Source organism: Streptomyces sp. CBMA123 (genome assembly GCF_014596465.1).
GTDB lineage: Bacteria > Actinomycetota > Actinomycetes > Streptomycetales > Streptomycetaceae > Kitasatospora.
On record NZ_MECK01000223.1, the window covers coordinates 1 to 26,065 of the forward strand.

At 72.6% G+C, this 26,065-nt stretch carries 32 protein-coding genes and 2 pseudogenes; 20 read left to right on the forward strand and 14 right to left on the reverse strand.

Annotation, left to right across the window (positions count from 1 at the left end; translation table 11 throughout):
• Nucleotides 1–71: 71 nt before the first annotated feature.
• The 15 genes and pseudogenes from BG452_RS23390 (at nucleotide 72) to BG452_RS23450 (ending at nucleotide 10,151) form a co-directional block, all read left to right on the forward strand.
• Nucleotides 72–305, forward strand: a complete 234-nt coding sequence (locus BG452_RS23390; protein ID WP_317621187.1) for a hypothetical protein — start codon at nucleotides 72–74, stop codon at nucleotides 303–305.
• Complete coding sequence (locus BG452_RS23395) at nucleotides 305–1,474, forward strand: DnaB-like helicase N-terminal domain-containing protein (protein ID WP_188306317.1); 1,170 nt, start codon at nucleotides 305–307, stop codon at nucleotides 1,472–1,474. Before BG452_RS23390 ends, BG452_RS23395 begins: the two co-directional genes overlap by 1 nt.
• Nucleotides 1,471–2,037: a hypothetical protein gene (locus BG452_RS23400; protein WP_188306318.1), complete on the forward strand. Its 567-nt coding sequence runs from the start codon at nucleotides 1,471–1,473 to the stop codon at nucleotides 2,035–2,037. The genes BG452_RS23395 and BG452_RS23400 overlap by 4 nt, the downstream gene beginning before the upstream one ends.
• A 77-nt stretch (nucleotides 2,038–2,114) precedes the next feature.
• Nucleotides 2,115–2,216: pseudogene (locus BG452_RS47210) on the forward strand (DNA methyltransferase); the annotation flags it as partial.
• A 25-nt stretch (nucleotides 2,217–2,241) separates the two neighbouring features.
• Nucleotides 2,242–2,598 (forward strand): annotated as a pseudogene (locus BG452_RS47755) (DNA cytosine methyltransferase); the annotation flags it as partial.
• 333 nt (nucleotides 2,599–2,931) lie between these two features.
• Nucleotides 2,932–3,240, forward strand: coding sequence for a hypothetical protein (locus BG452_RS47760; protein WP_317621197.1), 309 nt, complete (start codon nucleotides 2,932–2,934; stop codon nucleotides 3,238–3,240).
• A gap of 156 nt (nucleotides 3,241–3,396) precedes the next feature.
• Nucleotides 3,397–4,599 carry an MFS transporter gene (locus tag BG452_RS23410; protein WP_188306319.1) on the forward strand — a complete coding sequence of 401 codons (1,203 nt, stop codon included), beginning with the start codon at nucleotides 3,397–3,399 and terminating at the stop codon, nucleotides 4,597–4,599.
• A gap of 29 nt (nucleotides 4,600–4,628) precedes the next feature.
• On the forward strand, nucleotides 4,629–5,342 hold the full coding sequence (locus BG452_RS23415) for an HAD family hydrolase (RefSeq protein ID WP_317621188.1): 714 nt from the start codon (nucleotides 4,629–4,631) through the stop codon (nucleotides 5,340–5,342).
• 139 nt (nucleotides 5,343–5,481) lie between these two features.
• Nucleotides 5,482–6,072 carry a DUF4913 domain-containing protein gene (locus BG452_RS23420; RefSeq protein WP_188306320.1) on the forward strand — a complete coding sequence of 197 codons (591 nt, stop codon included), beginning with the start codon at nucleotides 5,482–5,484 and terminating at the stop codon, nucleotides 6,070–6,072.
• On the forward strand, nucleotides 6,069–6,815 hold the full coding sequence (locus BG452_RS23425) for a glycosyl hydrolase (protein WP_188306321.1): 747 nt from the start codon (nucleotides 6,069–6,071) through the stop codon (nucleotides 6,813–6,815). The genes BG452_RS23420 and BG452_RS23425 overlap by 4 nt, the downstream gene beginning before the upstream one ends.
• Nucleotides 6,812–7,300, forward strand: a complete 489-nt coding sequence (locus tag BG452_RS23430) for a hypothetical protein (RefSeq protein ID WP_188306322.1) — start codon at nucleotides 6,812–6,814, stop codon at nucleotides 7,298–7,300. Before BG452_RS23425 ends, BG452_RS23430 begins: the two co-directional genes overlap by 4 nt.
• Nucleotides 7,300–7,926 (forward strand): hypothetical protein, encoded by a 627-nt coding sequence (locus BG452_RS23435; protein WP_188306323.1) that lies wholly within the window; start codon nucleotides 7,300–7,302, stop codon nucleotides 7,924–7,926. The genes BG452_RS23430 and BG452_RS23435 overlap by 1 nt, the downstream gene beginning before the upstream one ends.
• Entirely contained in the window at nucleotides 7,923–8,762 is an 840-nt protein-coding gene (locus BG452_RS23440) for a hypothetical protein (protein WP_188306324.1), read from the forward strand. The genes BG452_RS23435 and BG452_RS23440 overlap by 4 nt, the downstream gene beginning before the upstream one ends.
• A 17-nt stretch (nucleotides 8,763–8,779) precedes the next feature.
• On the forward strand, nucleotides 8,780–9,589 hold the full coding sequence (locus BG452_RS23445) for a winged helix-turn-helix transcriptional regulator (RefSeq protein WP_223242633.1): 810 nt from the start codon (nucleotides 8,780–8,782) through the stop codon (nucleotides 9,587–9,589).
• A gap of 79 nt (nucleotides 9,590–9,668) precedes the next feature.
• Nucleotides 9,669–10,151 (forward strand): hypothetical protein, encoded by a 483-nt coding sequence (locus BG452_RS23450; protein WP_188306325.1) that lies wholly within the window; start codon nucleotides 9,669–9,671, stop codon nucleotides 10,149–10,151.
• A 7-nt stretch (nucleotides 10,152–10,158) separates the two neighbouring features.
• Here the strand turns inward: BG452_RS23450 and BG452_RS23455 are convergent, their stop codons facing one another.
• Nucleotides 10,159–10,416 (reverse strand): hypothetical protein, encoded by a 258-nt coding sequence (locus tag BG452_RS23455; protein WP_317621189.1) that lies wholly within the window; start codon nucleotides 10,414–10,416, stop codon nucleotides 10,159–10,161.
• 581 nt (nucleotides 10,417–10,997) lie between these two features.
• Here BG452_RS23455 and BG452_RS23460 point away from each other — a divergent pair.
• From BG452_RS23460 to BG452_RS23480, 4 genes are all read left to right on the forward strand, one after another.
• Nucleotides 10,998–11,210, forward strand: coding sequence for a hypothetical protein (locus tag BG452_RS23460; protein WP_188306326.1), 213 nt, complete (start codon nucleotides 10,998–11,000; stop codon nucleotides 11,208–11,210).
• Nucleotides 11,211–11,739: 529 nt separating this feature from the next.
• Nucleotides 11,740–11,970 carry a MarR family transcriptional regulator gene (locus BG452_RS23470; protein WP_188306327.1) on the forward strand — a complete coding sequence of 77 codons (231 nt, stop codon included), beginning with the start codon at nucleotides 11,740–11,742 and terminating at the stop codon, nucleotides 11,968–11,970.
• A 43-nt stretch (nucleotides 11,971–12,013) separates the two neighbouring features.
• Nucleotides 12,014–12,364 carry a hypothetical protein gene (locus BG452_RS23475; protein WP_188306328.1) on the forward strand — a complete coding sequence of 117 codons (351 nt, stop codon included), beginning with the start codon at nucleotides 12,014–12,016 and terminating at the stop codon, nucleotides 12,362–12,364.
• Nucleotides 12,365–12,817: 453 nt separating this feature from the next.
• Complete coding sequence (locus tag BG452_RS23480) at nucleotides 12,818–13,966, forward strand: hypothetical protein (protein ID WP_188306329.1); 1,149 nt, start codon at nucleotides 12,818–12,820, stop codon at nucleotides 13,964–13,966.
• Nucleotides 13,967–14,076: 110 nt separating this feature from the next.
• On the opposite strand, the gene BG452_RS23485 is transcribed toward BG452_RS23480, so the two are convergent.
• From BG452_RS23485 to fabG, 11 genes are all read right to left on the reverse strand, one after another.
• A complete protein-coding gene (locus BG452_RS23485) occupies nucleotides 14,077–14,475 on the reverse strand; it encodes a hypothetical protein (protein ID WP_188306330.1) in 399 nt (132 codons plus the stop codon).
• Nucleotides 14,476–14,569: 94 nt separating this feature from the next.
• Entirely contained in the window at nucleotides 14,570–16,306 is a 1,737-nt protein-coding gene (locus BG452_RS23490) for a relaxase/mobilization nuclease domain-containing protein (protein ID WP_188306331.1), read from the reverse strand.
• Complete coding sequence (locus BG452_RS47765) at nucleotides 16,303–16,728, reverse strand: MobC family plasmid mobilization relaxosome protein (protein ID WP_317621190.1); 426 nt, start codon at nucleotides 16,726–16,728, stop codon at nucleotides 16,303–16,305. The genes BG452_RS23490 and BG452_RS47765 overlap by 4 nt, the downstream gene beginning before the upstream one ends.
• A gap of 179 nt (nucleotides 16,729–16,907) precedes the next feature.
• Complete coding sequence (locus BG452_RS23500) at nucleotides 16,908–17,132, reverse strand: hypothetical protein (RefSeq protein WP_188306333.1); 225 nt, start codon at nucleotides 17,130–17,132, stop codon at nucleotides 16,908–16,910.
• 82 nt (nucleotides 17,133–17,214) lie between these two features.
• On the reverse strand, nucleotides 17,215–18,270 hold the full coding sequence (locus tag BG452_RS23505) for a DUF2637 domain-containing protein (protein ID WP_188306334.1): 1,056 nt from the start codon (nucleotides 18,268–18,270) through the stop codon (nucleotides 17,215–17,217).
• Nucleotides 18,267–18,839 carry a WhiB family transcriptional regulator gene (locus BG452_RS23510; RefSeq protein WP_188306335.1) on the reverse strand — a complete coding sequence of 191 codons (573 nt, stop codon included), beginning with the start codon at nucleotides 18,837–18,839 and terminating at the stop codon, nucleotides 18,267–18,269. The genes BG452_RS23505 and BG452_RS23510 overlap by 4 nt, the downstream gene beginning before the upstream one ends.
• A 110-nt stretch (nucleotides 18,840–18,949) precedes the next feature.
• Nucleotides 18,950–19,657, reverse strand: coding sequence for an ATP-binding protein (locus BG452_RS23515; protein WP_188306336.1), 708 nt, complete (start codon nucleotides 19,655–19,657; stop codon nucleotides 18,950–18,952).
• The gene (locus BG452_RS23520) at nucleotides 19,657–20,706 is read right to left on the reverse strand and encodes a hypothetical protein (protein WP_188306337.1); all 1,050 of its coding nucleotides are present in this window, start codon (nucleotides 20,704–20,706) and stop codon (nucleotides 19,657–19,659) included. The genes BG452_RS23515 and BG452_RS23520 overlap by 1 nt, the downstream gene beginning before the upstream one ends.
• 1 nt (nucleotide 20,707) lies before the next feature.
• Complete coding sequence (locus BG452_RS23525; protein ID WP_188306338.1) at nucleotides 20,708–21,022, reverse strand: transcriptional regulator; 315 nt, start codon at nucleotides 21,020–21,022, stop codon at nucleotides 20,708–20,710.
• A gap of 701 nt (nucleotides 21,023–21,723) precedes the next feature.
• Nucleotides 21,724–22,551, reverse strand: coding sequence for an IclR family transcriptional regulator (locus tag BG452_RS23530; protein ID WP_188306339.1), 828 nt, complete (start codon nucleotides 22,549–22,551; stop codon nucleotides 21,724–21,726).
• A gap of 223 nt (nucleotides 22,552–22,774) precedes the next feature.
• A complete protein-coding gene (gene fabG, locus BG452_RS23535; protein ID WP_188306340.1) occupies nucleotides 22,775–23,479 on the reverse strand; it encodes a 3-oxoacyl-ACP reductase FabG in 705 nt (234 codons plus the stop codon).
• Nucleotides 23,480–23,866: 387 nt separating this feature from the next.
• Here fabG and BG452_RS23540 point away from each other — a divergent pair, with 387 nt between their 5' ends.
• A complete protein-coding gene (locus BG452_RS23540; RefSeq protein ID WP_188306341.1) occupies nucleotides 23,867–24,679 on the forward strand; it encodes a helix-turn-helix transcriptional regulator in 813 nt (270 codons plus the stop codon).
• Between the two features lie 149 nt (nucleotides 24,680–24,828).
• Here BG452_RS23540 and BG452_RS23545 read toward each other — a convergent pair whose 3' ends face one another.
• Together BG452_RS23545 and BG452_RS23550 are read right to left on the reverse strand one after the other, a co-directional pair.
• The gene (locus tag BG452_RS23545; RefSeq protein WP_188306342.1) at nucleotides 24,829–25,050 is read right to left on the reverse strand and encodes a DUF397 domain-containing protein; all 222 of its coding nucleotides are present in this window, start codon (nucleotides 25,048–25,050) and stop codon (nucleotides 24,829–24,831) included.
• Entirely contained in the window at nucleotides 25,047–25,892 is an 846-nt protein-coding gene (locus tag BG452_RS23550) for a helix-turn-helix domain-containing protein (protein WP_188306343.1), read from the reverse strand. Before BG452_RS23550 ends, BG452_RS23545 begins: the two co-directional genes overlap by 4 nt.
• Nucleotides 25,893–26,065 lie beyond the last annotated feature (173 nt).

The following is a 26,065-nucleotide window of genomic DNA, read 5'->3' on the forward strand; positions in this document are numbered from 1 at the left end:
GCCGGCCAGGCGGCAGGCCCGGCCGCCGCCCGCCGCAGCCGCTGACCCGATCGACTCCCCGAAAGGTCCCCGTGTCCGACACCAACTCCTCCGCTGCCCAGCACCGTCCGGCTCCGCTGACCGGGGCGCCGGTCGTCCGCCGGGGCGGCCAGTGGTGGCTGATCACCGGCGAAGGCTCGATCCTGGCCACCGACCCGACGTTCAGCGGTGAGCTGGACCGCTTCGCCGCCGCGAAGGCCGCCGCCGACCTCGCGGTGGCCCAGCTGCGCGCCGACCGCGGCACCCGTCGCCGCCGGAGCCGGTGATGGACCCGCTGCTCACCGGCGAGCAGGCCGTCCTCGGGGCGGTCCTGCTCGACCCCCGCCAGCTCGGCGGCCTCGACTGGCTGGAGCCGCGCGACTTCTACCGGCCCGGCCACCAGGCGCTGTTCGCCGCGCTGCGCAAGCTCCGCACCGAGGACCATCCGGCCCTCAGTACGCAGGGCGCGGTGCCGGTGGCGTGGCTGACCGACACCCTCGCCGAGGCCGGCCAGCAGGTGCGCGGGCTCACCGCCTCCTACCTGCACACCCTCGTCGCCGCCTGCCCGCGCCCCGCCCACGCGCCCCTGTACGGGCGGATGGTGCTGGAGGGGTCGATCCACCGCACCGTCGCCGAGCACGCCGACCGTCTGCTCGCCGTCGCCCGGGAGGACGCCGGGCAGCACGAGGTCCACGGCACCGCCGCCCAGGCCGACGTGCTCGCGGGCGTCCTGGACGACCTCGCCACGCGCTGGGGAACCCGCCCCCGGGCCGCCGCCCCAAGGACACCTCCACTCCCTGCCGCCGGAGAGCCCCCCGCGGCGGCGCAGACGGAGGACGAGCAGTTCCTGCTGTCCCTGCTCGTCCACCAGAACGGCGCGATCGGCGAGGTCTTCGACTGGCTGCGCCCCCAGGACTTCGCCGTCCCCGGCCACGGCCAGCTCTACCGCTGCCTCGGTGCGCTCCACCACCGGGGCGAGCCGATCGACCCGGTCACCACGCTGTGGGAGGTCCAGCGGCGCGGCCTACTCGCCGAAGGCGTGCTCACCGAGCAACAGCTGGGGCCGGTGCTGCGCGACGGCGCGGCGGGGTCAGCGGAGTGGCTGGGCGAGCAGCTCCTGCGTTCCTCCCTCACCCGCGCCGCCGCCGGCGCCGCGCAGCAGATCGCCGCCCACGCCGACGACCGGCGCCTCGCCCCTGGGCAGCTGATCAGCCACGCCCTGCACGCCCTCGGCCCGCTGGAGGAAGTACGGGCCCGCTGGCGCACCGCCACCTCGCCTCCCGCAGCCCAGCCCCGGTTCGCCCCCGATCAGGAGTCCCGCGTAAAAGCCGCCCGCGCCCGCAGCCCCACGCAGCCGTCCCCGCGACCGGGCCCGGAGCCCAGTCCATCAGCGCCTCCGCTCCCCGGGGGAGTTCGCCTCCCCGCCATCCGCCATCACCTTCGGAGTTCCTCGTGACCACCGCCACAGCCACCGCCCTCACCGCACACGCGAACACCCTGCGGGACCAGGCGGACAGGCTTCCCGACGTGGCGCCCGACGAGCTGCCGGACGCCGTCGCGCTCGGCCGCCAGGTCGCCCACCTCGGCTCCCTGATCAACGAGATGGGCCACGCGTTCGCCTTCCTCTCCACCGTTCCCTCCGCCCCGGAGCACATCGCCCGGGCCGCCGAGGCGTACACCAGCGCGATCAGCCATGTCAGCCGGGCATCCACCCAGCTCAGCGACGCCGCTGGCCAGATCGCCCTGATCGCCAGGACCAACGAGGACCAGCACCTGCCGTGGGCCCGGAACCTGCGCGCGAAGGCCCCGGCGGTGAGCCGCCAGGCCATCGCGGGCGCCCGCGAAGAACTCCTGCAGGCCGTCACGGTCCTGAACAACACCGCCACGGTCCTGCCCTGGCTGGCCGCCGGCCGACACCTGGCGGCGGCACACCGCTCGACCGCCGCGCCTGCTCCAACTGCTCCGACCGCTCCCGCTCCGGCTGCGGCGGCCGTTCACACCACCCGGCACCGGCGGTGACGCCGAACCCCACGGCCACCGGACCCGGGCCGGTGATCGGGAGCCTGTGCAGCGGGTACGGGGGACTCGACCTCGGGGTGCTGGCCGCACTCGGAGGCTCCGTCGCGTGGCACGCCGAGGTCGACCCGGGCGCCTCGAAGATCCTGGCCCGGCACTGGCCGGGACTGCCAAACCTGGGCGACATCACCAAGATCAACTGGGCCGATGCTGAGCGGGTGTGCGTCCTCACGGCGGGCTTCCCCTGTCAAAGACGTCTCGGTCGCCGGCCGTCGCGCCGGCCTCAACGCCGAAACCCGATCGGGTCTTTGGCTGCACGTAGCGCGTGCGGTCGAGGCCCTGCGCCCGCACCTCCTGGTGGTCGAGAATGTACGAGGACTCCTCACCTCCCCCGCCGTCGCCGCCTCCACTGGCGACGTGGAACGCTGCCCGTGGTGTCTGGGAAACGACCCAGCTCAGTCTGATCTGCGGGCACTTGGCGCCGTACTCGGCACCCTGGCCCAGCTCCGGTACGACGCGCGGTGGCTCGTGCTTCGCGCCTCCGACGTCGGAGCACCCCACCACCGGGCCCGGATCTTCCTCACCGCCTGGCCCGCCGACAGCGGCGCTGCTCAAGACCCCCACGAGCAACATCGCGACGAACGGCGGCAGCCAGCACCCGTCGAAGAGGAAGCGCGGCGGTCACGGCCCGAACCTGGCGGACGAGGTGGAGTGGCTGCTGCCCACGCCGAAGGCGTCGGACGGGATCAAGGGCTCGCCGAACCAGCGGCACGGCGGCGGGGACCTGACCCTGCCCTCGGCGGCGGCCTCACTCCGGCCCTCCTCACCCCGGAACCCGGCCTCGCGCTCCCGCAGGAGGCCGTCCGCGCCCGCGATGGAAGCGGTGGCACTGCCCCTGTGGGGGGAGGCCGCACCGCAGGACTGCTCGACCCCGGACGGTGGGGACCGTACGCCGTAGCCGTCGCCCGATGGGAGACGCTCACCCGCCCGGCGCCGCCGCCCACCGACGAAGGCGGGCGGCTGCGCGCGGAGTTCGTCGAGTGGATGCAGGGGCTTCCGCCGGGCTGGGTGACCGCCACCCCGGGACTGGGACGCCCGGCGCAGCTCACCGCCCTCGGCAACGGTGTCGTTCCCCAACAGGCGGCCAAGGCTCTGGAGTTGCTGACCCCGGCCTTCGCTCGCTGCCCGCGCTGCCGTACCGACTGAGGGGCTTCTACCTGCTTTTCCCGGCCGTACCAAATCCCGGAATCCGCGGACTCTTCTCCCCGCAGCCGCACCGACCCGAGGGGGCTGTCATGCCTGCGCATGCCCCGGTCCGGCGCGCCCGCGCGCCGCCGGCCGTACGACCGAAGGACCTCCTCCTTGAGCACCACCACCGCCTGCGGCCCCGCCCAGGACAGCGGATACCGAGCTGTCCTGGGTGCGCCGTACGTCGCCCGCCTGCTGGGCGGCACCCTGATCGGCCGGCTTCCCACCGGCATGGCGCCGATCGCGATCCTGCTGCTGGTGCGCGCCGAGCACGGCCCGCTCGCCCTGGCCGGAGCCCTCGGCGCCCTGTTCGGCCTCGCCTCGGCGCTCGGGCAGCCGCTGCTGGGGCGCCTGGTCGACCGCCACGGCCAGACCCGGGTCCTCGTCGCCGCCACGGCCACGGCGAGCACGGCGTTCCTGCTGCTGCCGTGCACCGGCCCGGCGCGCCACCCGGTGCTCGCCGCGCTCACCGTGCTCGTGGCGGGGCTGGCGACGCCGCCGCTGGAGGCCGGGCTCCGGGCGCTGTGGCCGGTGCTGCTGCCGGACGCCGGGCGCCAGCGCAGCGCGCTCTCGCTGGACAGCAGCACCCAGGGCCTGGTGTTCGTCGCCGGTCCCCTGCTGGCCACCGGCTTCGCGGCCGGAGCCGGGCCGACCACCGCGCTGGTGGCGACCGCGGCGCTCGGACTGCTCGGCACCGGCCTGGTCGTCACGGCCCAGCCCTCCCGCGCCTGGACGCCTGCGGAGTTCACCGAACGGGTGCACTGGACGGGTCCGCTGCGGGTGCCGGGCTTGCGGGTGCTGTTCGCCGCGCTGATCGGCACCGGTGTCGCGCTCGGCGCCGTCAACGTCCTGGCGCTGTCCGCCGCCGAGCGCCACCACGCCGGGTGGCTGGCCGGGGTGATGCCGGCCGCGCTGTCCATCGGCAGCATGCTCGGCGGCCTCGCCTACGGCCGCCACGCCTGGCCCGGCGCCCCCTCCCGGCACCTGGTCGCCGCCTCGATCGGCTTCGCCGCCGGGTGGCTGCCGCTGCTGCCCGACCCCGCGCCCGCCGTCGCCGTCCTGGGCGCCGTGCTGCCCGGCACCTTCCTCGCGCCGCTGCTGACGGCCGCGTTCCTCACCGTCGACCGCCTCGCTCCCGAGGGCGAATCGACCGAGGCGTTCGCCTGGCTGATCGCCTGCATCGGCGTCGGCCAGGCCGCCGGAACCGCCCTGGCCTCCGTCGCCCCCGGCCCGCTGCTCGTCGCCGCCGTCCCGCTCGCCGGGGCCGCCTTCGCGCTGTGGCTGCTGCACCGCTTCAACGACCGCCTCTCCTCCTGACCACCACGCTCATCCCGAAGGACACCGCCGTGAACACCGCCCTCTTCGCCGCCGCGACTCCCGCCATCCGCATGCACGTCGTGTGGGACTGGAACGGAACGGTCAAGGACGACCTCGACGACCACGTCTCGGCGCTGAACGCGACCCTGCCTGCCCTCGGCGGCGAGTCGGTCGACCGGGAGACCTACCGGGCCAAGCACACCGTGCCGATCCCGAACTTCTACGCCCGCCTGCTCGGGCGCACGATCACCGAGCAGGAGTGGATCTCCAGCGACAACGCCTTCCTCGCTCACCTGCGCGGCCAGCCGGTGCGGGTGCGTGAGGGCGCCGCCGAGCTGATGGCCGCGCTGCGCGAGGCCGGCCACACGCAGTCGCTGCTGTCGCTGTGCCCGCACGACACCCTGGTGCGCGAGGTCGAGCAGGCCGGCATCGGGCACTTCTTCACCCGGTTCGAGGGCCGCACTGGGCCCTCCGGCGGCACCAAGGCCGCCCCGCTCGCCGCGCACCTCGACGCCCTCGGCCTCACCGGGCAGGCACACCGGGTGCTGCTGGTGGGTGATGCCGTCGACGACGCGGACGCCGCGCACGCCAACGGCGCCTATGCGGTGCTGCACACCGGCGGCCTGCACCACCCCGCCAAGCTCGCCGCCGCCGGCCACCCGCTCACCGACACTCTCGCCGACGCGGTCGCCCTGGGCCTGCGCCTGATCCAGGACCGCGGCGCCCAACTGGCCTGCGCTTAGCACGAGTCGGCGGCCTGACCAAACCGCCGATCCTGCGGATTCTGTCCCTCACCACCGCGCCTCACCGGAGCCCCGCCATGACCCGAAGAACGCCTTCCGGCCTCGCCCTCCCCGTCCGTCCGAGCCTCTTGGATGTGCCATGTCCGAGTCCATCCCGCCGCCGGGCTCCTCCGAGCCCGAGCCGATCCGCATCGCCGACGAGGACCTCGACGACCTCGTCAGTGCCCTGACCCGCACCATGGCCGAGGTCCGCCAGCACGGCGTGATCCTCGACCGCCTCGGCTCCGAAGCCGAGGACGAATCGGGGTCCGGCCCAACCGGGCCGGACCCCGGGGCCGGGGACGAACCCGGCTCCGCCCCACCGCTGTTCATCCTCGCCATGGGCGGCGCGCAGTACGCCGCCGAGCTGGCCGAGCTCTCGGCCTGGGTCACCCACCTCCTGCTGCCCGTCTACGGCCGGGAGATCGGCTCCACCCGCCCCTGGTGCGCAAAGTGGCACGAGCACCCCGAAGCCGTCGCCCGCCTGCACGCGCTGTGGCTCGCGTGGCAGCAGCTGACCGCCGCCGAGGCCGGCCAGAGCGGGCCCTCGACCTGGCACCGCGACCACCTCGACCACGCGCTCGCCCAGCTCCGCGCCCCGGACGGCCCGTTCGCGGCGTGCGCCACCAGCCCGTCCCGGCCCGCCCACCGTGTCCTGTCCACCCCCGACCAGCTGGGACTCGCCGCATGAGCGCCGACTTCGACCTCGCCGGCCTGTCGCCCGCCGACGACCGCTCCGGCCTCCTGCGGGACATCGCCGCGCAGAGCGACCTCGACCTCCTGGCCCGGCACGACGTCGGCAACCGCAGCTACCTGCTCGCCTTCGACAACGGCGCCGCCTGGGGCCCGGGACGGAACCTGCCGGACCTCTTCACGTTCGACGTCCGGCGCGACCAGGCCCAGGGCACCTTCGCACTGGACGCCTCCGCGCACGCGGGCGTGGCGTTCGCCCAGAAGTGGCTCGCCGAACGCGGCTGCCCGCCCGGGGCGATGACCGTGGACGGCGACCTCATCGGCGCCGACGAACTCACCTACCGGATCGAGGACCAGATCCACCGCGCGGGCGAGCGCTACGACCTGATCGACCTCGCAGCCGCCCGCGAGAGCCCCGGCGAGGCGTGGACCATGGTCACGGACCGGAACGCCATCGAACTGCCCGTCCGGCTCTTCATCGAGCACTCCGACGCGGAGCAGAACACCTACACCATCCGCGAGGGCGCTTTCCCCGACCGCGCCGGCGCCGAGGCGTGGTTGGCCGAGCGGAACACACCGCTGCCCGAGCCGCCCGAGTACCGCAACGACGCCGACGCGCTGCGCACCCGCGCCGCGCTCGCCCGCAGCGCCGCCCCGACCGCGCCCGGCGTCGCCGAGATCGTGGCCGCCGCGCCCGCGGCAGCCGCCCTCGCGCAGCCCGATCGGGGGCGGTCGCTGTGACCCGCGCGAAGTTCGGCTTCTCCGCCCACCCCGACGCGATCTCCGACCTGCGCCAGCTCCCCGACGCCATCCGCGACCAGGCCCTGCTGCACCTGCAGGACCTCGTCCGCGGCGAGCGCGTCGCCAAACGCCTCGAAGGCCGGCTGGAGGGCTGCCACAAGATCTACCTCGGCGTCGCCGAGAACTGGGCCTCGCACCGCCTGGTCGTGCAGTTCCGCGACTCCCCGCCCGAATCCCAGCACCGGCGCGAAGTCCACCTCGTCGCCGCCGGACCCCGGCTCGACTACCAGGTGTACCGCTCCGCCCAGAACCGCCTGGGCCGCACCGGGATCAACCTGCCGACCGGCCCCGGCCCGGCCGAGGAAGCCCGCGTCCGGGCCGCCCGCGCCCAATCCGTACGCCCCGCACAGGCCGGCGCCAGCCCCGCCTACACCACCGCTTCCCCCGGCTTCGCCACCAGCACCGCCGCCCGAAGGGCCCGATGATGACCACCGCCCCCACCCATGCCGACCTCGCCCTCTGGCTCGTCGAAGCCGCCGAGGCCGTCTCCGGCATCGCCACGGCCCGGCACACCGCCCCGCCCTCGCGCTCTCACCTCCACCCCGTCCTCGGGCCGCTCACCGCCGGGCCGAAGGCGATCACCGCGCTCGCCGACCGCCTGGAGCACCTGCAGGCAGCGCGACTGCCGACCACCCCCGCCTCCCTGTTCACCCTCGCCTCCTACGTCTCCGCCCTGGGCTGGCTCACCGAGTCGCTCGCCGACCTCACCCAGGCCGTCGACCTCCTGGTCACCGAAGCCGACCAGGCCGACGACGACGGCGATTCCGGCGTCGACCTGTCGGCCTACGCCCCGCAGGACCGGCAGGCCATCACGGTCCTCGCCGCCGAGGCCGCCCTGCCGCCCGGCCTCTACCTCCGGCTCCTGGGCCGGGCCCTGCTCGCCTGCGCGGAGTTCACGGAAGCGTGCGCGGAGATCATCGGCGCGCTGACCGAGGACGCCCACCGCCTCCTGGACGAGTCGGTCAGCGCGGTGCGCCTCGACGGCGAGGGTCCCGACAGTCTGCCGACCCTGGTCCGCTCCCTCCTCTCCCGCCTGGAGGAGGCCCGGTGAACCCGCACAACCCGCTCACCCACCCCGGTGCCCACCTCGTCTACGAGCGCCTCGGTGCCGGCGATGCCGGGGAGCTGTCCGGCCGGCACCCTCACCAGAGCCCGCTGGCCCACCTCGCTTCCGTGGTCGCCTCGTGCGCCCGGGACGTCGACCGGCTCCACCAGGACCTCACCGCTCGCGCGCAGACGGTGATCGAGCGCCTGCAGCCGATCGCCCGCGGCGACCACGCGAGCATGCGCGGCGTCAACGGCATCATCCAGTCCGCGGGGCTCCAGGTCGAGCTGCTCACCGCCCGCAGGGGAGCGGCCTACGGACAGCTCGACAAGGTCCTCGGCGCCTACGAGCGCGGCGCCGAGGCCGACCGGCCCGCCGCCGCACCTCAACTCCGGTACGACTCCGCGCACGCCAACGGCGCAACGGCCCCGGCCGACCAGCGGACCCAACCCGCCACCGCCGCCTGGGACGACGAGCAGGGCTCCGCCCGGGCGGCGTTGAACGCGATGGAGGACGGGGACCTGTGGCTGCGCGAGAGCGCGCACGGCGACAGGTATGTGATCTGGGGCTCCGGGCGCGATGCCCCGATCGAGGCCGAGGCGGTCGAGCGGCTGATCGGCGCCGGCCTTGTCGCTGTCAACACCAACACCTCTGCCTCCCGGATGGGGCACATGCTCTCCCTCACTCCCGAAGGCGTAGCGGTCAACTCCGCCGCCCGCACGGAGCGGCTTCGCCAGGTCGCCGCCCTCTACCGCTGCATCACCCCCATCTCGGCCGGCGCCGCCCAGGCCGTGCCTTCGCCAGGCGCGGCCCAGCCCTCCGTCTCCGCCCGTACCCGTTGAGCAAGGAACTCCCGGCCATGTCCGCCCAGATCACTCCCATGAGCGCCGCCGACTCGCAGCGCGTCGAGGCCGTCCTGCACCGGATCGCACCGAAGTGGACCACCCACGTCGTCCACACGATCGCCAAGTACGGCCCGGAGATGCGGGTTGCCGATGTCGCCCAGCACCTCACTGCGCTGTCCCCGTCGTACGTCAGCAAGCGGTTGGCGTCGATGTCCGAGGCCGGCCTGGTGACCCGCGACGGCACGTTCGACCGTGCGGCGCCCTACCGGCTCTCCTCCTCCGCCCGCACGCTCGGCCCGGTCTACCGCACGCTCGCCCAGTGGTCCTCCGACCACGTCGACCACACCCCGCAGGGCCGCTACGACCGGGTCGAGGACGCCCTGCAGCGCCTGCAGCTCCCCGGCACCACCGAGACGGTCCGCCTGTTCTCGGAGCACGGGAGCATGCGCCTGCCCGATCTGGCCGAACGCCTCGGCGCCTCCGAGCAGTTCGCGGCGACCCGGCTGAACCGCATGCAGGCGGACGGCCTCGTCGCCCGCACCGGCGACCGGCACAGCGCCCCGTACGTCCTCACCGACGCCGGAGACGCCCTCGCCCCCGTCTACACCGCCCTCCGACAGTGGGACAACCGGCACACCTCCTCCGTGGCCCCTGCGGTGCCGGCCGCCGAGCGCACCCTCACCTCCCCCGCGCAGTCCGCGCGGACCGCGGCGGCACTGCGCCGCAGCGCCGCCCCCTCCACGATGTTCAGCCACCCTCCGGTGCAGCCGCCGCGTGTCCCCGCCGCCGTGACGGCGGCCTCCCACCCCTCACGTGGCCGGTGACCTTCGTGAGCACCAGGACCAGAACGGCTTCCACCGCCCGCCCCATCCACTGACACCCCGTCACCAACCGGAGAGCACTGTGTCCGACGCCACCGCCCTCGACTGCGCGGACGCGATGATCGAGCAAGCCTGGGGGTGGCCGATCGCCGACCTGGAGGAGTCCGCGTCCCGCGTGGCCGCCACGGACCCGATGCTGCGCTCGGCCATGCACCACCGGGCCCATCTGGTCGTGGTGTCCAACTCCATCGCCGTGCACCAGGATCGGCTTCATGCCCTCACCCGGCCCGGCCATGTCCCCGCCTTCTACGACCTCGACCGGATCACCACCTCGGCGAGCGCCCTGCGTGCGGCCTACGCCGAGAGCAACACGGCCGTCCAGATGATCCGCCACGTTGTCGACGCCCGCGAGCACGCGCTCACGGCGGCAGGCGGCCCGGAGGCCGAACGGGTCCGGGTCGCCACCGCCCGCACCTCGCAGGCGACTCGCCCCCTGGGGCCGCCTGCCGACCGACCTGCCCCGCCGGCTGCCGCTCCGGCCCCGCTGGTGGCGAACCGGCGGTAGCCGCCGGTCAGTCCGCGGCCCTGTCGTGGTGAGCGCCGAGGTCGGTGGCGCCCACCACGCGGGCCAGTTCCTCCAGGGTCAGCTCCACCCGCCGGCCGTCCGCCAGCCGGTCCTCGACCTCAACGCTCCGCTCGCGCCCGGCCCGGTCCGTGGCGACGGCCCACTGGCCCTCGGCGATGATCGCGACGTCGCCCATCGTCCACGCCCGGCCCGCGCTGCGGATCTTGCGCTCCAGCGCCGCCATGTCCCGGCCTCTGCCCGTCACCAATGCCTTCGTCCCCCTCAGACTCCGTGCAGCCCTGCGCCGCAACCTCGGTTCAGCACTCCGAGCCCGCGATGCATTCCCGTCCGGTTCGTCCACGGCAGACCACCGGTACCGGAAAAGGACTAGCAACTTCGGGACACCGCATGTCAAAGTACGGGTCCCGCCGAAACCGCGGGCCAACGAAGGGACACCGCCGCGAACACTCACCGCGTCGCCCTGCATCCGCTCGTCGTCACCGCCGCCACCGAACACCGCGCCGCCCGCCGCGTCCTCGCCAGCCCGGCCCTGCGGGTCGCCCGCGCCGACGAGGTCCGCCCCGGCGACCTGATCGTCTCCGCCTTCGCACCCGCCGACCCCGGCCGCCTGCGCCGCACGGACTACTTCGCCAGCGGTCCCTACCCCGCCGCCCCCGAACCGTACGACCCGGCGTGCGGGTGCGGCGTCTGCGGTCTGCCCGAGGTCGAGGGCCCGCACGGGACCGTGGTCCTCACCCGGGACGTCCCCTGGGAGTGCTGCGACCCGTGGCCCGCCGACGAACCCGTCCTCATCCTTCCCCTCCACCGGACACCCAGGAGATCACCGTGCCCCAGTACCTGACCGTCGCCCACCTGATCGCCCAGCTCCAGAACGTCGACCCGAGCCTGCGGGTCCGCCTCGCCGTGAACCCCGACTTCCCGTTCTCCCACCTGCTCGCCTCGAACGTCGTCGTCCACGACGGCCTCGTCTACCTGGCCGAGGACGGCCAGGAGGGCTACCTGCCCACCGCCGTCCGCGACGAACTCGCCTGGGCCTGAACCACCCCGCTCGAAGGAGAGCCGCATCCCGACCGCTCACCGCCCCACCCGCCCGCAGCCACTCGACCGCTTCGCGCTTCACCCCCTGCCGCCGTGGGCGAGCGGAGCGCTCGTCCGCCGCGTCCCCGCCGACCCCGGCCAGCCGATCGAGGTCCTCTGGCTCCCGGACAGCGCCCCCAGACCCCCCTTCGGCCGCATCCTGCTGCGGTGGGAGAAAGCCCCCGAGGCCGGCTGGGACGTCACCGCCCGCCTCGGCCTCGCCACCACCGACGTCCACCTCGCCACCTGGCCCGCCGCCCCCGACGACTGGCCCCGCCTGGTGCGCCCCACCCTGCACGAGGTCACCGGCCTGTGCTCCGCCCTCGCCGTCGCCACCGCCGCCCTCGAACTCGCCAACCGCCTCACCGACTCCTGAACACCACCGCACAAGGCCGCCCCGCGCCGACCAGCCGGGGCGGCCTCGGCGTTCACCGGCCCGACCGGCGGCGCGTACGCTCGTCACCGGAACACCGAGGATTAGGACACGCGCATGGCCGACGACCAGCAGCTCTGGGGCTACGCCGAGGTCGCCAAGCACCTGGGCATCAGCGTCGGCGCCGCCCGCAACCGCAAGAACCGGGGCACCCTGCCCGACCCCGACGACACCAGCATCCCGGACCGCCCCCGCTGGAAGCCCTCCACCTTCCAGGGCTGGAAGCCCCTCGGCCAGGGCCACCGCAGCGACCTGCGCGGCGATCCGTCCGAGCCCGCCTCCGGCTGACCGGCCGGCACCTGCCGACGAGTACGAAGAGGACTACCTGCCGATGCCCAACCGCCTGGCCCGCCGTCCCGTCGCCCTGGTCGCCTGGTGCTGCGCCGCTGCGATCGGCGCCGCCACCGCGATCGGCGCTGCGGTCACCGGCACGTACGCGGTGTGCGCCGCAGGGCTGTTCACCCTCGGCGGCGGAGCGCTGGCCGCCTACCGCACCGTCCGCGCCACCGAGAACCGAACCGACCACGCCGTCCTCGAACGCCTGCAGCGCAGCCCCGGTCTCACCCCCGAGGGGATCGCCGCTGACCTCGGGCTGCGCCCGGCCACCGTCCGGCTCAGCCTCCACCGACTGGCCGCAACCCACCGGCTCCCCCCGACAGCTCATCCCGACTCGGGACGCTGACCAGAATCGAGCAGGGCCGCCACCGACGTCGGTGCCGGCCTTTCTCGCTGCCCGGCCTACCTACTCGGTCGGTCACCGATGGCCCAGCCACCACAGCGCACCGCTGACGACAGCCGCACCCGCCGCCGACGACGCGCCCCTCAGCGCGTGGACTCCGGCCATCCGCAGGTACCGCCGCCACCGGACTCCAACTGTCCTGCGGCCCCTCGTTTTGCCGCCACGGGCCTGCCCCGCCTCAACAGAGCCTGTTGCCATCTCCTACCCCTCCTACGCATGTGGGCGCCACTGGCCTGGTTGTCCGGCCTGCCCTCATCGAAGCAAGTGGCGTTCCGCCCAAACCGGGGGAACATCGGGGGGTTCTACGGCGGGCGGACACTACACCGGGGTGCAGCCGACCGCCGGGAGTTCGCCGCAGACCGGCCAGCGCGCATGCGGCAGCACTACGTTCGGCTCATGGCCAGAACCTCCCACAGTCCCGCCGACCGGCGCTTGATCGACCTCGCGGCACAGCACGGCGTTGAGGTGTCGGCGCGCCATCTCGAACGCTGGCGTAGCCGTCCGAACCCGCTGCTCCCCGCTCACCACCGGGACTACCCCGGCCGTCCCTCGGGCGGCAGCTCCTCGACGGCGGACGAGCAGTTGGTGGCGCTGGTGGTCTGGCTCGCCCAGAACCGCCGCCAGGGGGCGGACCGCGGTCACCTCGCCCTGCGGGCCTTCGGCGCTGGCCTGCCCGTACCCGAGGAGACCGTCCGCCACGCCTTCGCCCGTCCGGCCGAGGACCTGGCCAAGCAACTGCGCCGTGGCTTCGGTCCCTTGCCGGTGGACGGTGATCTCCAGGAGTGGGTGTACGACGGCGCGGCCGACCTGGTCGGCACTCAGGAGCGCCGTCTTACCGCCGTGCAGCGCCGCGTCGAGGCGATCGATCGGCAGGTGCGGGCAAAGCCGGGTCTCGCCCCGGCGTGGCAGTTCGCCACCGAACTCGATCCGGGAGCGGCCGAGGCCGACCCACTGGGCAGGACCGATTTCGCGTTCCACTCGGCGATCACGGCCATGGCCGGGCCCAGCGAGATGAGCCCCGATACGCTCGCGCGAGCAGCCCGCGGCTTCGTCACGGACGGCACCCCGCAGTGGGCTGCCCATCTGCTGGAGACCGACCCCCGAGAGCCACTGGCGGCTCTGGCAGCCTCGCCGCAACACCAGCTCCCGGGGCTACCTGCCGACAGCATCGCCAACCACCTCTACGCCGTGGCCCGGGCAGCCCCGATCGAGCGGCTGCGAGCGGCCTGGGCAGCGGCGGGGGAGATCCCGTCCTGGGCAGAAACCAGCTGCGCGGCCGTCGAGGCCGAGCTGTTCGCCGGCCAACCAGCAGAGGCCACCGAGCAGTGGGCGATGGGCATGATCTTCGGGGCGAGTCGGTCCTTCCTGCTGACCGGCCTGTCCGAGCCGAACCCGACGCTGGCGGAGCAGACCGCCACCGCCGTACAGCTGATCCTCATGGCCGACGCCTTCAACACCACACTCACAACCACCGACGACGACGGCCGCGAGGCGATGCGCCTCCTTGCCCCATCCTTCCTCCTCGCCCTGCTCACGATCGGGTAGCGGAAGACGTACCAAGGGGGGCCGACTTCGGTCGGCCCCCCTTGATACAGCCCCAGGTCGAGGCAGTTCGCGGCACCCGATTTGTGTTGCATCGGATGCAATTCCGCTCGTTAGTCCAGGTAGATGCCGGCGAAGGTGCCGTCGAAGCCGAGGGCCACCCGTGCAGCGTCGGTGTCGGGGTGGTGGGTCCAGGTCGGGTTGGCGATCATCGCGTCGAAGTCCTTGCGGGTGATCTCCAGCTCCAGCCACTCGTTGCCGCAGCGGCACCGGACCCACACGTTGCGGCGGTGGTTGAGCAGCAGCCAGTCGCGGCCGGCCCGGCAGGCGGAGCAGGTTACCGGCATGCCGCGCAGCGCGAGTTCGGCCGGGTGCAGCAGACCGCGAACAACCTCCGGGCCGCTGGGGGTCTGGGTCTCGTACTCCAGCTGGAGGAGCGGGTCGGAGCCGGCCGGGACCGGGGTGGTGATCGGGGCCGGGGCGGTGCTGGTGTTCTCGGTGGTTCTGGTCACGGGCTCTCCGTTCGTGATGCTCGGGTACTTGGGTAACACCTGGTGGAAGCGGGTGTCGAGGGGTTCGGGGAGGGCTGCCCGGTGGGTGGCCGGTTCAGCGGCGTGGTGCCGGGCGGCGCGGGTCGGTCGTGGGCTGGGCCGGTGCCGGCTGCGTGGCGCGGGGCCGTACGGGCTCGGTCCGGGCCTGGGCACCACGGGCCGTGCGGGGGTGTCCGGGGTTGGCGGGCAGGTCGGCGAGGCGGCGAATGCGCCAGACGAGGACGTCGGTGGTGTTGCGGGCGGTTTCCAGTTCCCGCCGGTCGGCGGCCTTCTCCAGGAGGGCCTTGGGGTCGTGGCCGGCCTTCTCGGCTTCCGCGAGGACGGCGGCCAGGGCGTCATGCTCGCGGGCCGGGCCCTTCGGGGTGGCCGTGTCGCCGAGGACGGTGCGGATGGTGGTGTCGTGGCGGCGGCGCTCGCCGTCCGGGAGGGCGCGGCCGATCTCGCGCATGGTGCGCATGGGGGTGGCGGCGGCCTGCTGGTAGGCGGAGCGCAGGTGGTCGGCGGCCTGGCGGGAGGCGGCGGCCTGCTGGGCGTGGCCTCGGGCGGAGTGCCAGCGGGCGGCGGCCAGGGTGACGAGGACGAAGGTGGACAGGACCATGGCGGTGGCGCCGCCGTCCTCGCCCCGGCCGAGCGCGCTGCCGGCGTGGACGATTCCGCGGGCGGCGGAGCGCAGGGCGCGGTTGTCGGCGTTCTCGGCGCGGATGTGGCTGCGGGTGGCGCGTTCGAAGGCGCGGGCGGCTTCCCGGAGTTCGGCGCGGGTGGCGGCGGGGGAGGTCTGGGCGAGCGCGTCGAGGATCTCGCCGGCGCCGACGAGGTGGGCGGCGGCTTCGTCGTCGTCCTGGTCGAGCGCGGCGACGGCGCGCTCAGCGACGTGGGCGGCGTCTCGGCGGCGGCGAGCGGGAGCGGATTGGCCTGGTCGGGCCGGACGGTCGTCCAGCGTGGGGGTGCCGGTGGCGGGTGCGGCGTCGAGGCGGTGACGGATCTTGGGGAGGGAGAGGTCGGGGGCGAGTTTGGACCCGGGGAACCAGATCGGCTCGCCTGCGCCGTTGCGGTCGCCGGGCAGGGCGACGTTGTAGCCGACGAGGTCACCGGAAGGCAGATGGCGCAGCTTCACCCGCAGGCCCGCCTCGCGCAGGCGGGTGAAGAACTCGTCCTCGCTGTCGGCTCCGGCGACGGCCTGGCGGACGGCTTCGCGCAGGGTCTCGCGCGGGCTCTCGGTGCGGCCGGTGCGTTCGGCTTTGAAGCGTTCGGCGCTGGTGGGGTTCTTGGCGGCGGTGCCGTCGCCGGGGTTGAGCTGGCGCAGTCCGTACTCCTTCTCGATGAGGCGGGCTTCGGCCTGGGCTTTGCGGCGGTCGAAGGAGAGGTTGGCGAGGCGGCCGTCCTGGCGGACGAGGGTGGCGGCGATGTGGATGTGGTCGTCGGCGTGGCGGACGGCGACCCAGCGGCAGGCGGTGGTGTCGCCTTCGGGGGCGATGCCGGTGGCGTGGACGATGCGGCGGGCGATGTTCGCCCAGTCGTTGTCGTCGAGGTGGCGGTCGCCGGGGTCGGCGCGCACCGAGCAGTGCCAGATGGTGTCGGCGGGGGCGCGGTGGCCGATGGCCTTGACGGGCTGGTCGAGTTGGGCGGCGAGTTGGGCGATGGTGTGGTGGGGGTTGCGTCCGGGGTCGGGGGCGAAGTCGTTCCAGGAGGCGACGAGGTGCTGGTCGGTGTGTTCGTCGCGTCGGCCCGGTCCGTAGAGGTAGCGGATGAGGCCGTAGGTGCCGCCGGTGCCGGTGCGGATCTTGGGGATCATCGGCGGACCATCCAGGCGACGGCTTCGTCGACGGCTCCGATGGAGGCTTCGACGCGCTGCAGCAGCAGGCGGAGGTCGGCGGTGGGCTGGCCGCCGGCGTTGAGGAAGTGGGCGACCTGGTTGACGTTGTTGCCGATGGCGGCGAGCTGGCGGTTGGACTCCATGAGTTCCTGGATGCCGCGTCGGTAGTCGGCGATGGCGGCGCCCGGGTCGGTGCTGGTGGCGGCGGCCAGGGTGGCGGCGGCGCAGAAGCCGCCGGGGGCGAGGTCGGCGTGGTCGGCGGCCTTCCGGACGGCGGCCCACTCGGGTTCGCTGAACCGCAGGCTGACGCAGGTGCGGCGCTGGGTGGCGTGGCGGGGACGGCGGCGTCGGGAGGCGGCGCGCTGGGGAGCGGGCGCGGTGTCTGTCCCGTCCGTCGACACCCACGGGTCGACTCCCTGGTCGTCGGTGGGCCCCCCTGGGTCCGCCGACGACCAGGGTGCCCGTGCCCCCTTCGGGGCGCGGGCGGGGTAAGCATCGCTTACCCCACAACTTGCTCCGCCAGGGGCAGCGTTGGGGTCGTTCCCCGGGACCTGCGCGGTGCCGTCGTGGCCGGGTGCGGTCATCGGCTGGCCTCGGTGTCGCGCTGGCGGAGGTCGAGGAGGAGGTCTTCGACGTAGTCGACGGCGAGGACGGGGTGGTGGAGGGTCCAGGGGCGGGAGTGCCGGCCGCGCTGGACGCTGCGGGTACCGTCCGGGCCGGTCTCGACGCGGTGGAGGTGGCCTTGCTGGGTGAGGACGGCGAGCCAGGAGTCCGCCTCGGCCCAGGTGGCGGGGGTGGTGCGCATGGTGGGGTACTCCCGGATGCTGGTGGTACGGGCGGGTGACCGGCCGGGGTGACCTGGTCGGTCACCCCGGCGTTCGGGTCGGTCAGCTCCGGTCGGCGGTGACCGGCTGACCGGGTTGCGGCCGGAGCTGGGCCATCAGTTCGGTCAGCGTGGCGCTGGACAGAGGGATCTTCTGACCTCGGATCGCCTCGGCGACCACCCTGCGGGTCAGCCTGCCGTTCTCCGGCGCGGCCTTCCGGGCGATGGCCAGCAGGCCATCTGTGTCCAGGTCAGGACGGCGGCCACTGTCCCGGTCAGTGACTGGCGGGTCAGTGACTGGCGGGTCAGTGACTGGCGGGTCAGTGACCGGCGGCTCGGTGGCCTCGGCGCGGCTGGCCGTCGCGGTGGCGACCGGCCTGTTGTCCGCCGGTCGGTCAGTGGCCTGTCGGCCGGTGACCGGGTGACCGCCCAGGTCAGAGGGCTTGGTCAGGTTGACCGCGCTGACCGGGGTCAGTACCGGCTGGCCGCCGGGTGCGGTGACCGGGTGGCCGACCGGCCTCGGCGCACCGGGGTGACCTCCGCTGTCCTGACCGCCGCTCAGCGCTGCCAGCCGGTCGGTCAGACCGGCCTCGGCGCTGACCTGACCGAGGTCAGGGGTGACCTGACCTCGGTCAGCGTCGGGCCCTCGGTCACCCTGGCCGTCCCGGTCGGCGGGGCTGACCGGTCCGCGGGCGATGAGGATGTAGAGGTGGACGGCGCCGGCCAGGGCGAGCGGGGCGATCGTGGAGAGCACGGCGACCACCGAGTCGCCGAGGCGCAGGCCGGTGGTGGCGTTCTGCTCGTTCATCCGCACGGCGTGCAGGGCGTTGGCCCACAGGCTCGCCCCGGTGGCCGCGCCGAAGAGCAGCCAGACGTAGGCGCGGGCCCGCAGTGGGGCATCGCGCAGCACCAGCAGCGCGCGGACCCCGTAGGCGATGAAGCCGTCGATCACGAGCGGGAAGAGGTAGGTGAGGAAGCCTCGGACGTGGATGGCGACAGCCATCTGCTGGAGAGCGTCGTACGAGAGCGCGCACCCGGCACCGCCGAGGGCGATGACGACGGCCCGGTCCCAGCCGGTGACGGGCGCGGTGTTCGGGGTGGTCGCGGTGGTGGTGCTCATGCGGCCGTCCCGAAGTCGTCGCGGTGCAGTTGCTCGGTGCTGGTGGCGTCGTAGTCGGCCGAGGCGGTGCGGGTGGCCTGTTCGGCGATCTGGCGGTGGCGGATCGCGCGGCGGGTTTCGCGGTAGAGCTTGAGGGCGTGCTCCGGGCTGATCTTGAGGAGCCAGGCGAGGCGCTCGACCGGCACGTCCTGGCGGTAGCCGGCGAGGACGACGGCGCGGCGCTCGGCGCGGGTGATGTGGATGTCGCGCCCGGCCAGCACGGCGTTGACCCGGCTGTAGTCGAGGCGGTCGTTGAGCCTGGTGTGCAGAGGTTCGCGCTCCTCCTCGGTGAGGCCGCCCCGGACGCCGTGGGTGTCGCCCGTCTCCAGCGCGGCGTCCAGGCAGGCGCGGGCGACCGGGCACTGGGCGCACAGCGCCTTGGCGGTGGTGATCGCGGCCGAGTCCTCCGGACCGGGGAAGAACACCTCGGGGTCGACGGGGTTGTACTCGGTCGGGGTGCAGACGGCCTGGTCCTGCCAGGTCTGGTCGCCGAGCGCGCGGTGGCGGACTGGGCGGGTCGTGGTGGTCATGCGGGGTTGCTCCGATCGCTCTCCGCGCGCAGGGCGGCGTCGGCGGAGAGGTGCGCTGGGTCGGTGATGGTCGGGCGGCTCACCGTGGGGCGGCCGGGCGCGGCGGCGGCTCAGGCGGCGCGCTGGAGGCGTCTGCGGTCGACCGGCTCGAAGCTGACCCGGGTGGTCATCTGGGCGAGCCGGGAGGTGACGCGGTCACCGAGGCAGGTGCGGAGGTCCTTGATCGGCAGGTTGCTGGTGATCAGGGTCGGGAGCATGTGGTTGTAGCGGCGGTTGATCAGCCGGTACGTCTGCTCTTCGACGAACTCGCTCGACTTGGCGGCGCCGAGGTCGTCGAGGATCAGCAGCGGCACCCGGCTGTAGGCCGCGAGGACCCGCTCGGCGTCGGTGTCCGAGCCGGGGCGGAGTTCGGCGTAGAGGTCCGCGGCGGTGGTGGCGCGCCAGCGCACACCGATGCCGGCCTCGACCAGGCGGCGGACGGCGCCGTACGCCTCGTGGGTCTTCCCGGCGCCGACGACCCCGGCCATCAGCAGGCTGGGACCGGTGGCGACCTGGCGTCGGGCACCGAGGCTCGGCGCGGTGGCCTCGGCGGCAACCTGCCGCACCCAGGCCAGGACCTGCGGGTTCGTGGCGACCGCTTCGCGGTAGCGCGGCGGCAGCCCGGCGGACAGCAATTCCTCTGCCGAGTACGGCTCCGGCTCGTCCGGGAGGGCGTCGACCGCGTGCTGCTCGATGCCCCGGGCGGCCAGGATGCGGGCCATCCGGTCGAGGACCGAGGGCGCGTCGGCGAGGGTCTGCGGGTCGCGGCGGGTTCGCATCACAGCTCCTCGGCGTAGGCGGCGACGGCGTCGACCGGGTTGGTCCACGCCTGGTGAGCGGGCACGTTAGGCCGGAATCCCGGCCGAGCCAAACCGGAGCCTCGTGCGTTCATGGCGTCGTTGACCAGGCTCGGCAGCCGGGACGGGTGGCCCTGGATCTCGGCGAACCGCCGCAGCCCCGACCGGACGTGCTCGGCTGCGATGCCCTCGTCCAGCAGGGTCTTGACGACCTTGCCGAGGTGGCCGAGCACGCTGCCCGGCGGGCGCTCGGCGCAGGCGGCGACGTACTCGCCGATCAGCTGACCGGCCGAGACGGCGTCCTCGTCGGGCGCCTCGCGCCCCGTAGGGAAAGAAGATCCAGGATCCAAGATCCTAGATCCAGGCGCCGAGGGCCCCGGGAGGGTTCGGCGAACCTTCGGGGAGACTTCGCCGAATGCCGTCTGACCTGTGGTTTTCCGGGGAGTCGGAACCGGCTTCTGCTCGGCGTCGACCACCGGGACGACCGCTTCGGCGGTGCACGGAACTGCCTCCGTGGCCAGCGCTGAGAAGGACTCGTTCGGCTGCTGGAGAGCTGCCGGAGCCTTCGCCGAGGTTTCGCCGAACACTCGGGGAGCGCTCGCGGCGGCGACGACTCCGGACCCCGGGGTGTCGGCGAGGGCGGCCCGCTGGATGCAGGGACCCTTGCACACGCCGCACCGCTCCGGCTCGCAGTGCGGGCACGCGGGCAGCCGGGACAGACTCGGCTTGTCGATCTTCTGGTGCTTGCGCCACGTCGGGTAATGGAAGTACCGGCGGCCGTCGCAGCCCGTGTATCGGCAGATCGCGCCCACTGCGGCGAGCTGCTGGAGGTGGTCCTCGACCTCCGCGCGGTTGATCTCGTCGCGCATCGGCCAGATGAGGCCGTAGACGACCGCCGCGTTGTCGCGGTGCCGACCGCTGTCGTCGGAGTGGTTGGTCATGCCGATGAAGGTGAGCATCGCCGGTATGGACACCTCAGCGAGCGTTTCGGAGACCCAGGTCTCCGGCTTGACGGGTCGGATACGCGCCATGTCAGCGGCCCCGAACCGAGGTGATGGCGAGTCGCCCGGTGGCGAGGTCGAGGCTGTGCGGGCGCGTCCAGTCCGCCTCCGGCCAGGACCGCAGCACCCAGCGGGCGGCGACCTTGGTGGTGTTGCCGCTCAGCATGAGCTGCTCGCCGCGCCCGTCGACCGCCACGGTGTAGGGGTGGGGCCACTGGCGGCTGGGGTGGGCGAGGCTGACCCGGACGGCGACCGCACCGGGGATCATGTCCGCGAGCTTGGCCCCGAGCCGCTGCTGGCTCGGGCTGGGCTCCACGTACTGGGTTCCCCTGGACAGGGCAGGCATGCGATACTCCGTGTTTCGTAGGAAACGCGCGCGGCGGCCTCTCGTGCAAAAGAAGTCCCGCCGCTCGCGCGGTAGTGAATCAGCGGCCTTCGGGGCGCTGGCCCGGCGTCCAGGAGTTGGTAGCTCCAGGGCGCCGGCTCTCTTTTCCGGACGTGTCCTACTGCATCGACTCCCCCTCTCTGCCCACCTGTCGCCTCCGCGGCGGGGTGAGAACCTTAGGGCCTTCGGCGCCACACATCCAGTCCTTAACTCCCCCAGCGGGGAAGACTCGTGCGTGCACCGCCCCCGCGCCCCTCGCCGCACCGGGAGTGCCAGGCCCTGGGGGGCAAGCTTCACGATCTCGGCTCGTCCTGGTGCCGGCCGCTGTCACCTACGGCAACCCCGAGCCAAGGGCTGGACCAAGAATTCCAGGCCCCCGCGACATCAAAGAAACCTTATGATCGCCAATTGATTCCGGTCAAGAATCTCAAGCCATCTACGCGAGTAGCAGCTCCCATTTCCCGCCTGGCGGGAAATGATCTTGCCCGATGAATGAGAGATGCACATTAACCACAATGACCCAGCCGTTCCGACGTCTCCGGACTGCATCAGCCAATCTCCGCATCCCCTCCGGCAGCTCTCGCATCCCGGAAAAGAAATTGGCGGCCGACAGCTTCTCCTGTCGGCCGCCAATTCGGCCACAACGAAAACACGACGCCCGCCTACGCGGCCATACGCCCACCGGCAATTAGACTCATGGCGCGCGCGGCATCACAGGTCCGCCGGATCACATCGCGCAGGTCGCCCTTCATCTCCTCGGCAGGCATTCCCAAGCCGATTGATCCCATCACTGTCGACCCCCACATGACGGGCGCCGCGATGCCGTCCCATCCAGCCAGCGCCTCCTGGCGGCCGATGGCGAAGCCACGCCGGCGGATGTCCGCGAGGGAGGCGAGCAGGACGGCCTCCTCCCGGATCGCGCCCGGGGCCGGGGAGGGCGGCGGGGCTTCGGCGAGCACCGCTTCCTGCATGTGGGTCGGCAGGTGGGCGAGGATCACGCGCCCGGTTGCGCCGACGCGTAGCGAGCGGGGCATGGAGCCGATCTGGTAGGTCAGGGCCTTGAGGGTCTCCGGGTCGCGGTCGCCGAGGGTGTAGTCGGTGCACAGGCGGCGCAGGCCCCCGAAGCCGGTGACGGTGAACAGCATGGCGATGCCACCGGTGGCGCGCTGGAGGTCGTCGAGCATCCGCTGGACGTCGCCCGCTGCGGGGGTGGAGGTCATGGCCTGCAGGGCCATCTCGATCATGGCGGGGCCCGGCCGGTAGCGGCCTCGGCTGACCTGGTCGACCGTGCGGGTCTCCACGCCGGCCTGGAGGATGCGGTGGACCGTGGAGTCGGGGATGCCCGTGGACCTGGTGAGGTCGAGTACGCCCTGGACACCGCTGCCCTGGGTGACCGCCTGGAGGACGGTGAGGACGCGGGCGTGGGTGCCGGCCGCCGGGGCGGCCTGTCGGCGGGGCGCCGGGGGCGCCGGTGTTGCAGGAGAGAACAAGGGGATCTCGCAGGTGTGCGGCGCCGGGGACCGGTCGGCCGTATCCGACCGCTGGTCGGCGTACGCAGGTGAGGCCGATGGCATCGCCTGGGCCGCCTGGTCCCGTGGCGGGTCCAGTACAAGGTGGTCGCAGCTGGAGCCGTGGGCGCGCCGGGCATGCGAGTGGTGAGGGTGGTTCACCGGGCCTGGGCGTCCCCTCGCGCGCCCAGGCCCGGCAAGCGGGTCAGTGCCCCATGCCGGCGCCTCCGTCGACGGGCAGGATCGCTCCGGTCACGTAGCTTGCGGCGTCGCCGGCGAGGAAGGACACCGCGGCGGCAATCTCCTCCGGCTGGGCCATCCGGCCGAGCGGCACACGCTGGAGCAGCGCCTCGCGCTGCGTCTCGGTGAGCGCCGCCGTCATGTCGGTCTCGGTCAGACCGGGGGCGACGACGTTGCTGGTGATGCCGCGCGGGCCGAGTTCGCGGGCCAGGGAGCGGGCGAAGCCCACGAGGCCGGCCTTGGATGCGGCGTAGTTGGCCTGTCCGCTCTCGCCGGTCATGGCGACGGCAGAGGAGATGAAGATCAGGCGACCGTGCTTCGCGCGCAGCATCCCGCGGGCGGCGCGCTTGGCGGCCCGGTAGGCGCCGGTCAGATTGGTGTCCAGGGTTGCCGCGAAGTCGTCCTCCGCCATGCGCAGCAGCAGGGTGTCGCGGGTGATGCCGGCGTTGACGACGAGGATCTCGACCGGCCCCTGGGCGGCCTCGACCGCGGTGAACGCAGCGTCGACGGATTCGCCGGAGGTCACGTCGCACTCCACGCCCAGGAGGCCCTCGGGCGCGAGGCCGCCGCGGGAGGCGACCGCCACGGTGGCGCCGTCCGCGGCGAGCCGCTGCGCGACCGCGAGACCGATGCCTCGACTGCCTCCGATGACCAGGGCCGAGCGGGACATGGGAACTCTCCTTCATGGTTCGGATCGCCGGGCTGCCCGGCGGCTTCCACGATGCCAGTCCCCGACTGGAACTCGGACTTCCAGAAGTCCCAGTTCCGGAAGTCCCAGTTCGCGAACTCACAGTTCCCGACTACACGCATAGATCACCCAGGGTGATCTCCTGGATATTCTGGGCAACGCCCGGCTTGCGCCACATCAGAAGCACCGACGGCGCATTGACGACCCATCACGAATCCACTGCATCCACATGATCAAATAACACGTCGTCATTCCATAAACGAGTAATATTGAAGATTGAACCAAAGGGTCACAATTGCGCTTCTGTGGCCTTCCCCACACGCCCTCCAGTGCCGTACGGCGCCTTAGTGATGCCTAGACTCGGTTGCCATGAGCACCGACTTCGAGCGCCTCGCGGCTCGCGATCAAACGCTCGCCGCCATGATCCAGTGCTGGCGACAGCGAACAGATCCCAACTCCATTCCAGGTCTGGTCACAACCCCGGGCCGCCGCAAGCGGGAACTCACCAAGACCGAAGTCGCCAAACTGGCCGGCATCAGCGTCAAGTGGTATTCGAAGCTGGAAAACGGAGAGCCCGCACAATTCTCCGACGAAATCCTCGACAGCCTGGCATTCACATTCCGGCTCAGCGATGCGGAGCGTCTGGCCCTGTACCACCACGCCACCGGGCGCGCCCCTGCCCCGCGAGACACCGAGCCCGACGCGATGGCGGCCATGGACGCGGACATGCAGCGCCTCCTCGATAAGATGCTCCCCCACCCCGCGTACATCTCGGACGTCGCCTGGAACGTCGTGGCGCACAACAACCCGTCCCGGGAGATGTACCCCTGGGTCTACCAGCGCAACATCATGAGGTGGGCATTCCTCTACCCCGGCGCCCGCGAGCAGCTGGTCAACTGGAAGGAATCCTGGGCGGTCCCCTTCCTGGCCCAGATCCGCACCGCCGCCGCCCAGTACCCCGATAACTCCCAGTTGAAGAAGCTCGTCGCGGACATCCTGGAGGGCTGCCCGGAAGCCCAGGAGCTGTGGGAGCGGCACGACTTCTACGAGCACCCGGACGGCGACATCCGACACATGCGCATCCCGCACGGCGGCGCCGGCGAGGTCCCCGTCCGCATCATGGCCTTGGCCCCTCTGCGCAACAGGCAGCTGCGGTTCATCGTCGCCTTCCACGGCGTCTGACGCTTCCGATTGTTGCGAGCCGTGTCGCAGGCACGCCAGAAGACACCCGCGGCGGAGTAGGTCGGTCAGGGGCCGCCCGTTGCCCCTGCCGACCCCGGCGGCCCGACACTCCAAGGGCGTGTCGGGCCGTAAGCCTGTTCAGGGAGATGTCACAGAATGCCGAGGTCGAACCTTCCGGCTACCACCGTCTGGAGGAAGGCAGCGTAGGTCTCTGCGGGAAGGGCTAGCGCCGGGCCCCGAGGGTCCTTCGAGTCGCGGATGTACATCGTCGAGTTGGCGGCAGCGACTTCAACGCAATCTCCATTGCCGCCGCTGTAGCTGGACTTCCTCCATACGACCTGCAAGGCCGTGGAGTCTGGCACGATGCTCACTTCAATCGGTCTTTCTGCTCAGTGATGAAGTCGAGGGACTGGCTGACGGGCCACGCTTCGGCGGCGATCTCGCGAAACGCCCGATCGAAGACGCTCACCCGCTGCGGGTCTTCAACCCACTCGCTTGTCAGCAGACCTTCGAGCAGGACCACGTCGAGGTCACTGCCGGGGAATCCCAGTTTGGAGAACGGCCCATTCATGCCCTGGTGAACCCCGGTCGTCGCGGGCATCACCTGGATGGTGACGTTCGCAAGGACGGCGAGTTCCAACAACTTCTCCAGCTGCCCGCGCATGGTCTGCGCTCCGCCCACGAGGCTGCGGAGAGCGGCTTCATGGATGACAGCCCACATCTCCAGCGGCTTCGGCTGGGTGAGTACGGCCTGCCGTTCGCGCCGGATGCGTACCCGCGCCTCGACATCCTCGGGCGACGCGCCTATCGCCAGTCGGCTGATGGCAGCGCGCGCGTAGTCCGCGGTCTGGAAGAGTCCAGGGATGAGTTGCACCTGGTAGGTGTGGAACGAGAGCGCCGAGGACTCCAAACTGATCTGGTCCGCCAACCAGGGCGGCAGCACGTCTTGGTAGTTGAACCACCAACCTCGCCTGTTGCCTTCCCTGGCGACCGCCACGAGTGATTCGCGGAGTTCGACGTCGCACTCGTAGGCGCGAGCGATCTTGTCGACGTCGGCGTGCTTCGCCGGCGTCTTGGCCAGCTCAAGCCGTGACAGCTTCGCCACGGTGATGCCCGTGAGCTGTTCGGCGGCCTCCAGGGTGAGACCGCGCTTCTCGCGCAGCGCCCGCAACTGGTTGCCGAGTTGGCGTTGCCGAACCGTGGCCGGCGCCATCGGCAGTACCCCTTTCTCAGATCTGGACCATCGAGCAGCCAGTCTGCCCTCTGCGTCGCACCGCTCGCCAACCGCCCCCGAGTCCGGCGTGCGAGCTATGGAAGATCCAATGAGAATTCTCAAATTTTGCGGAACGACTTGAACTGACACGCATCCGACTGCCATCCTCACTG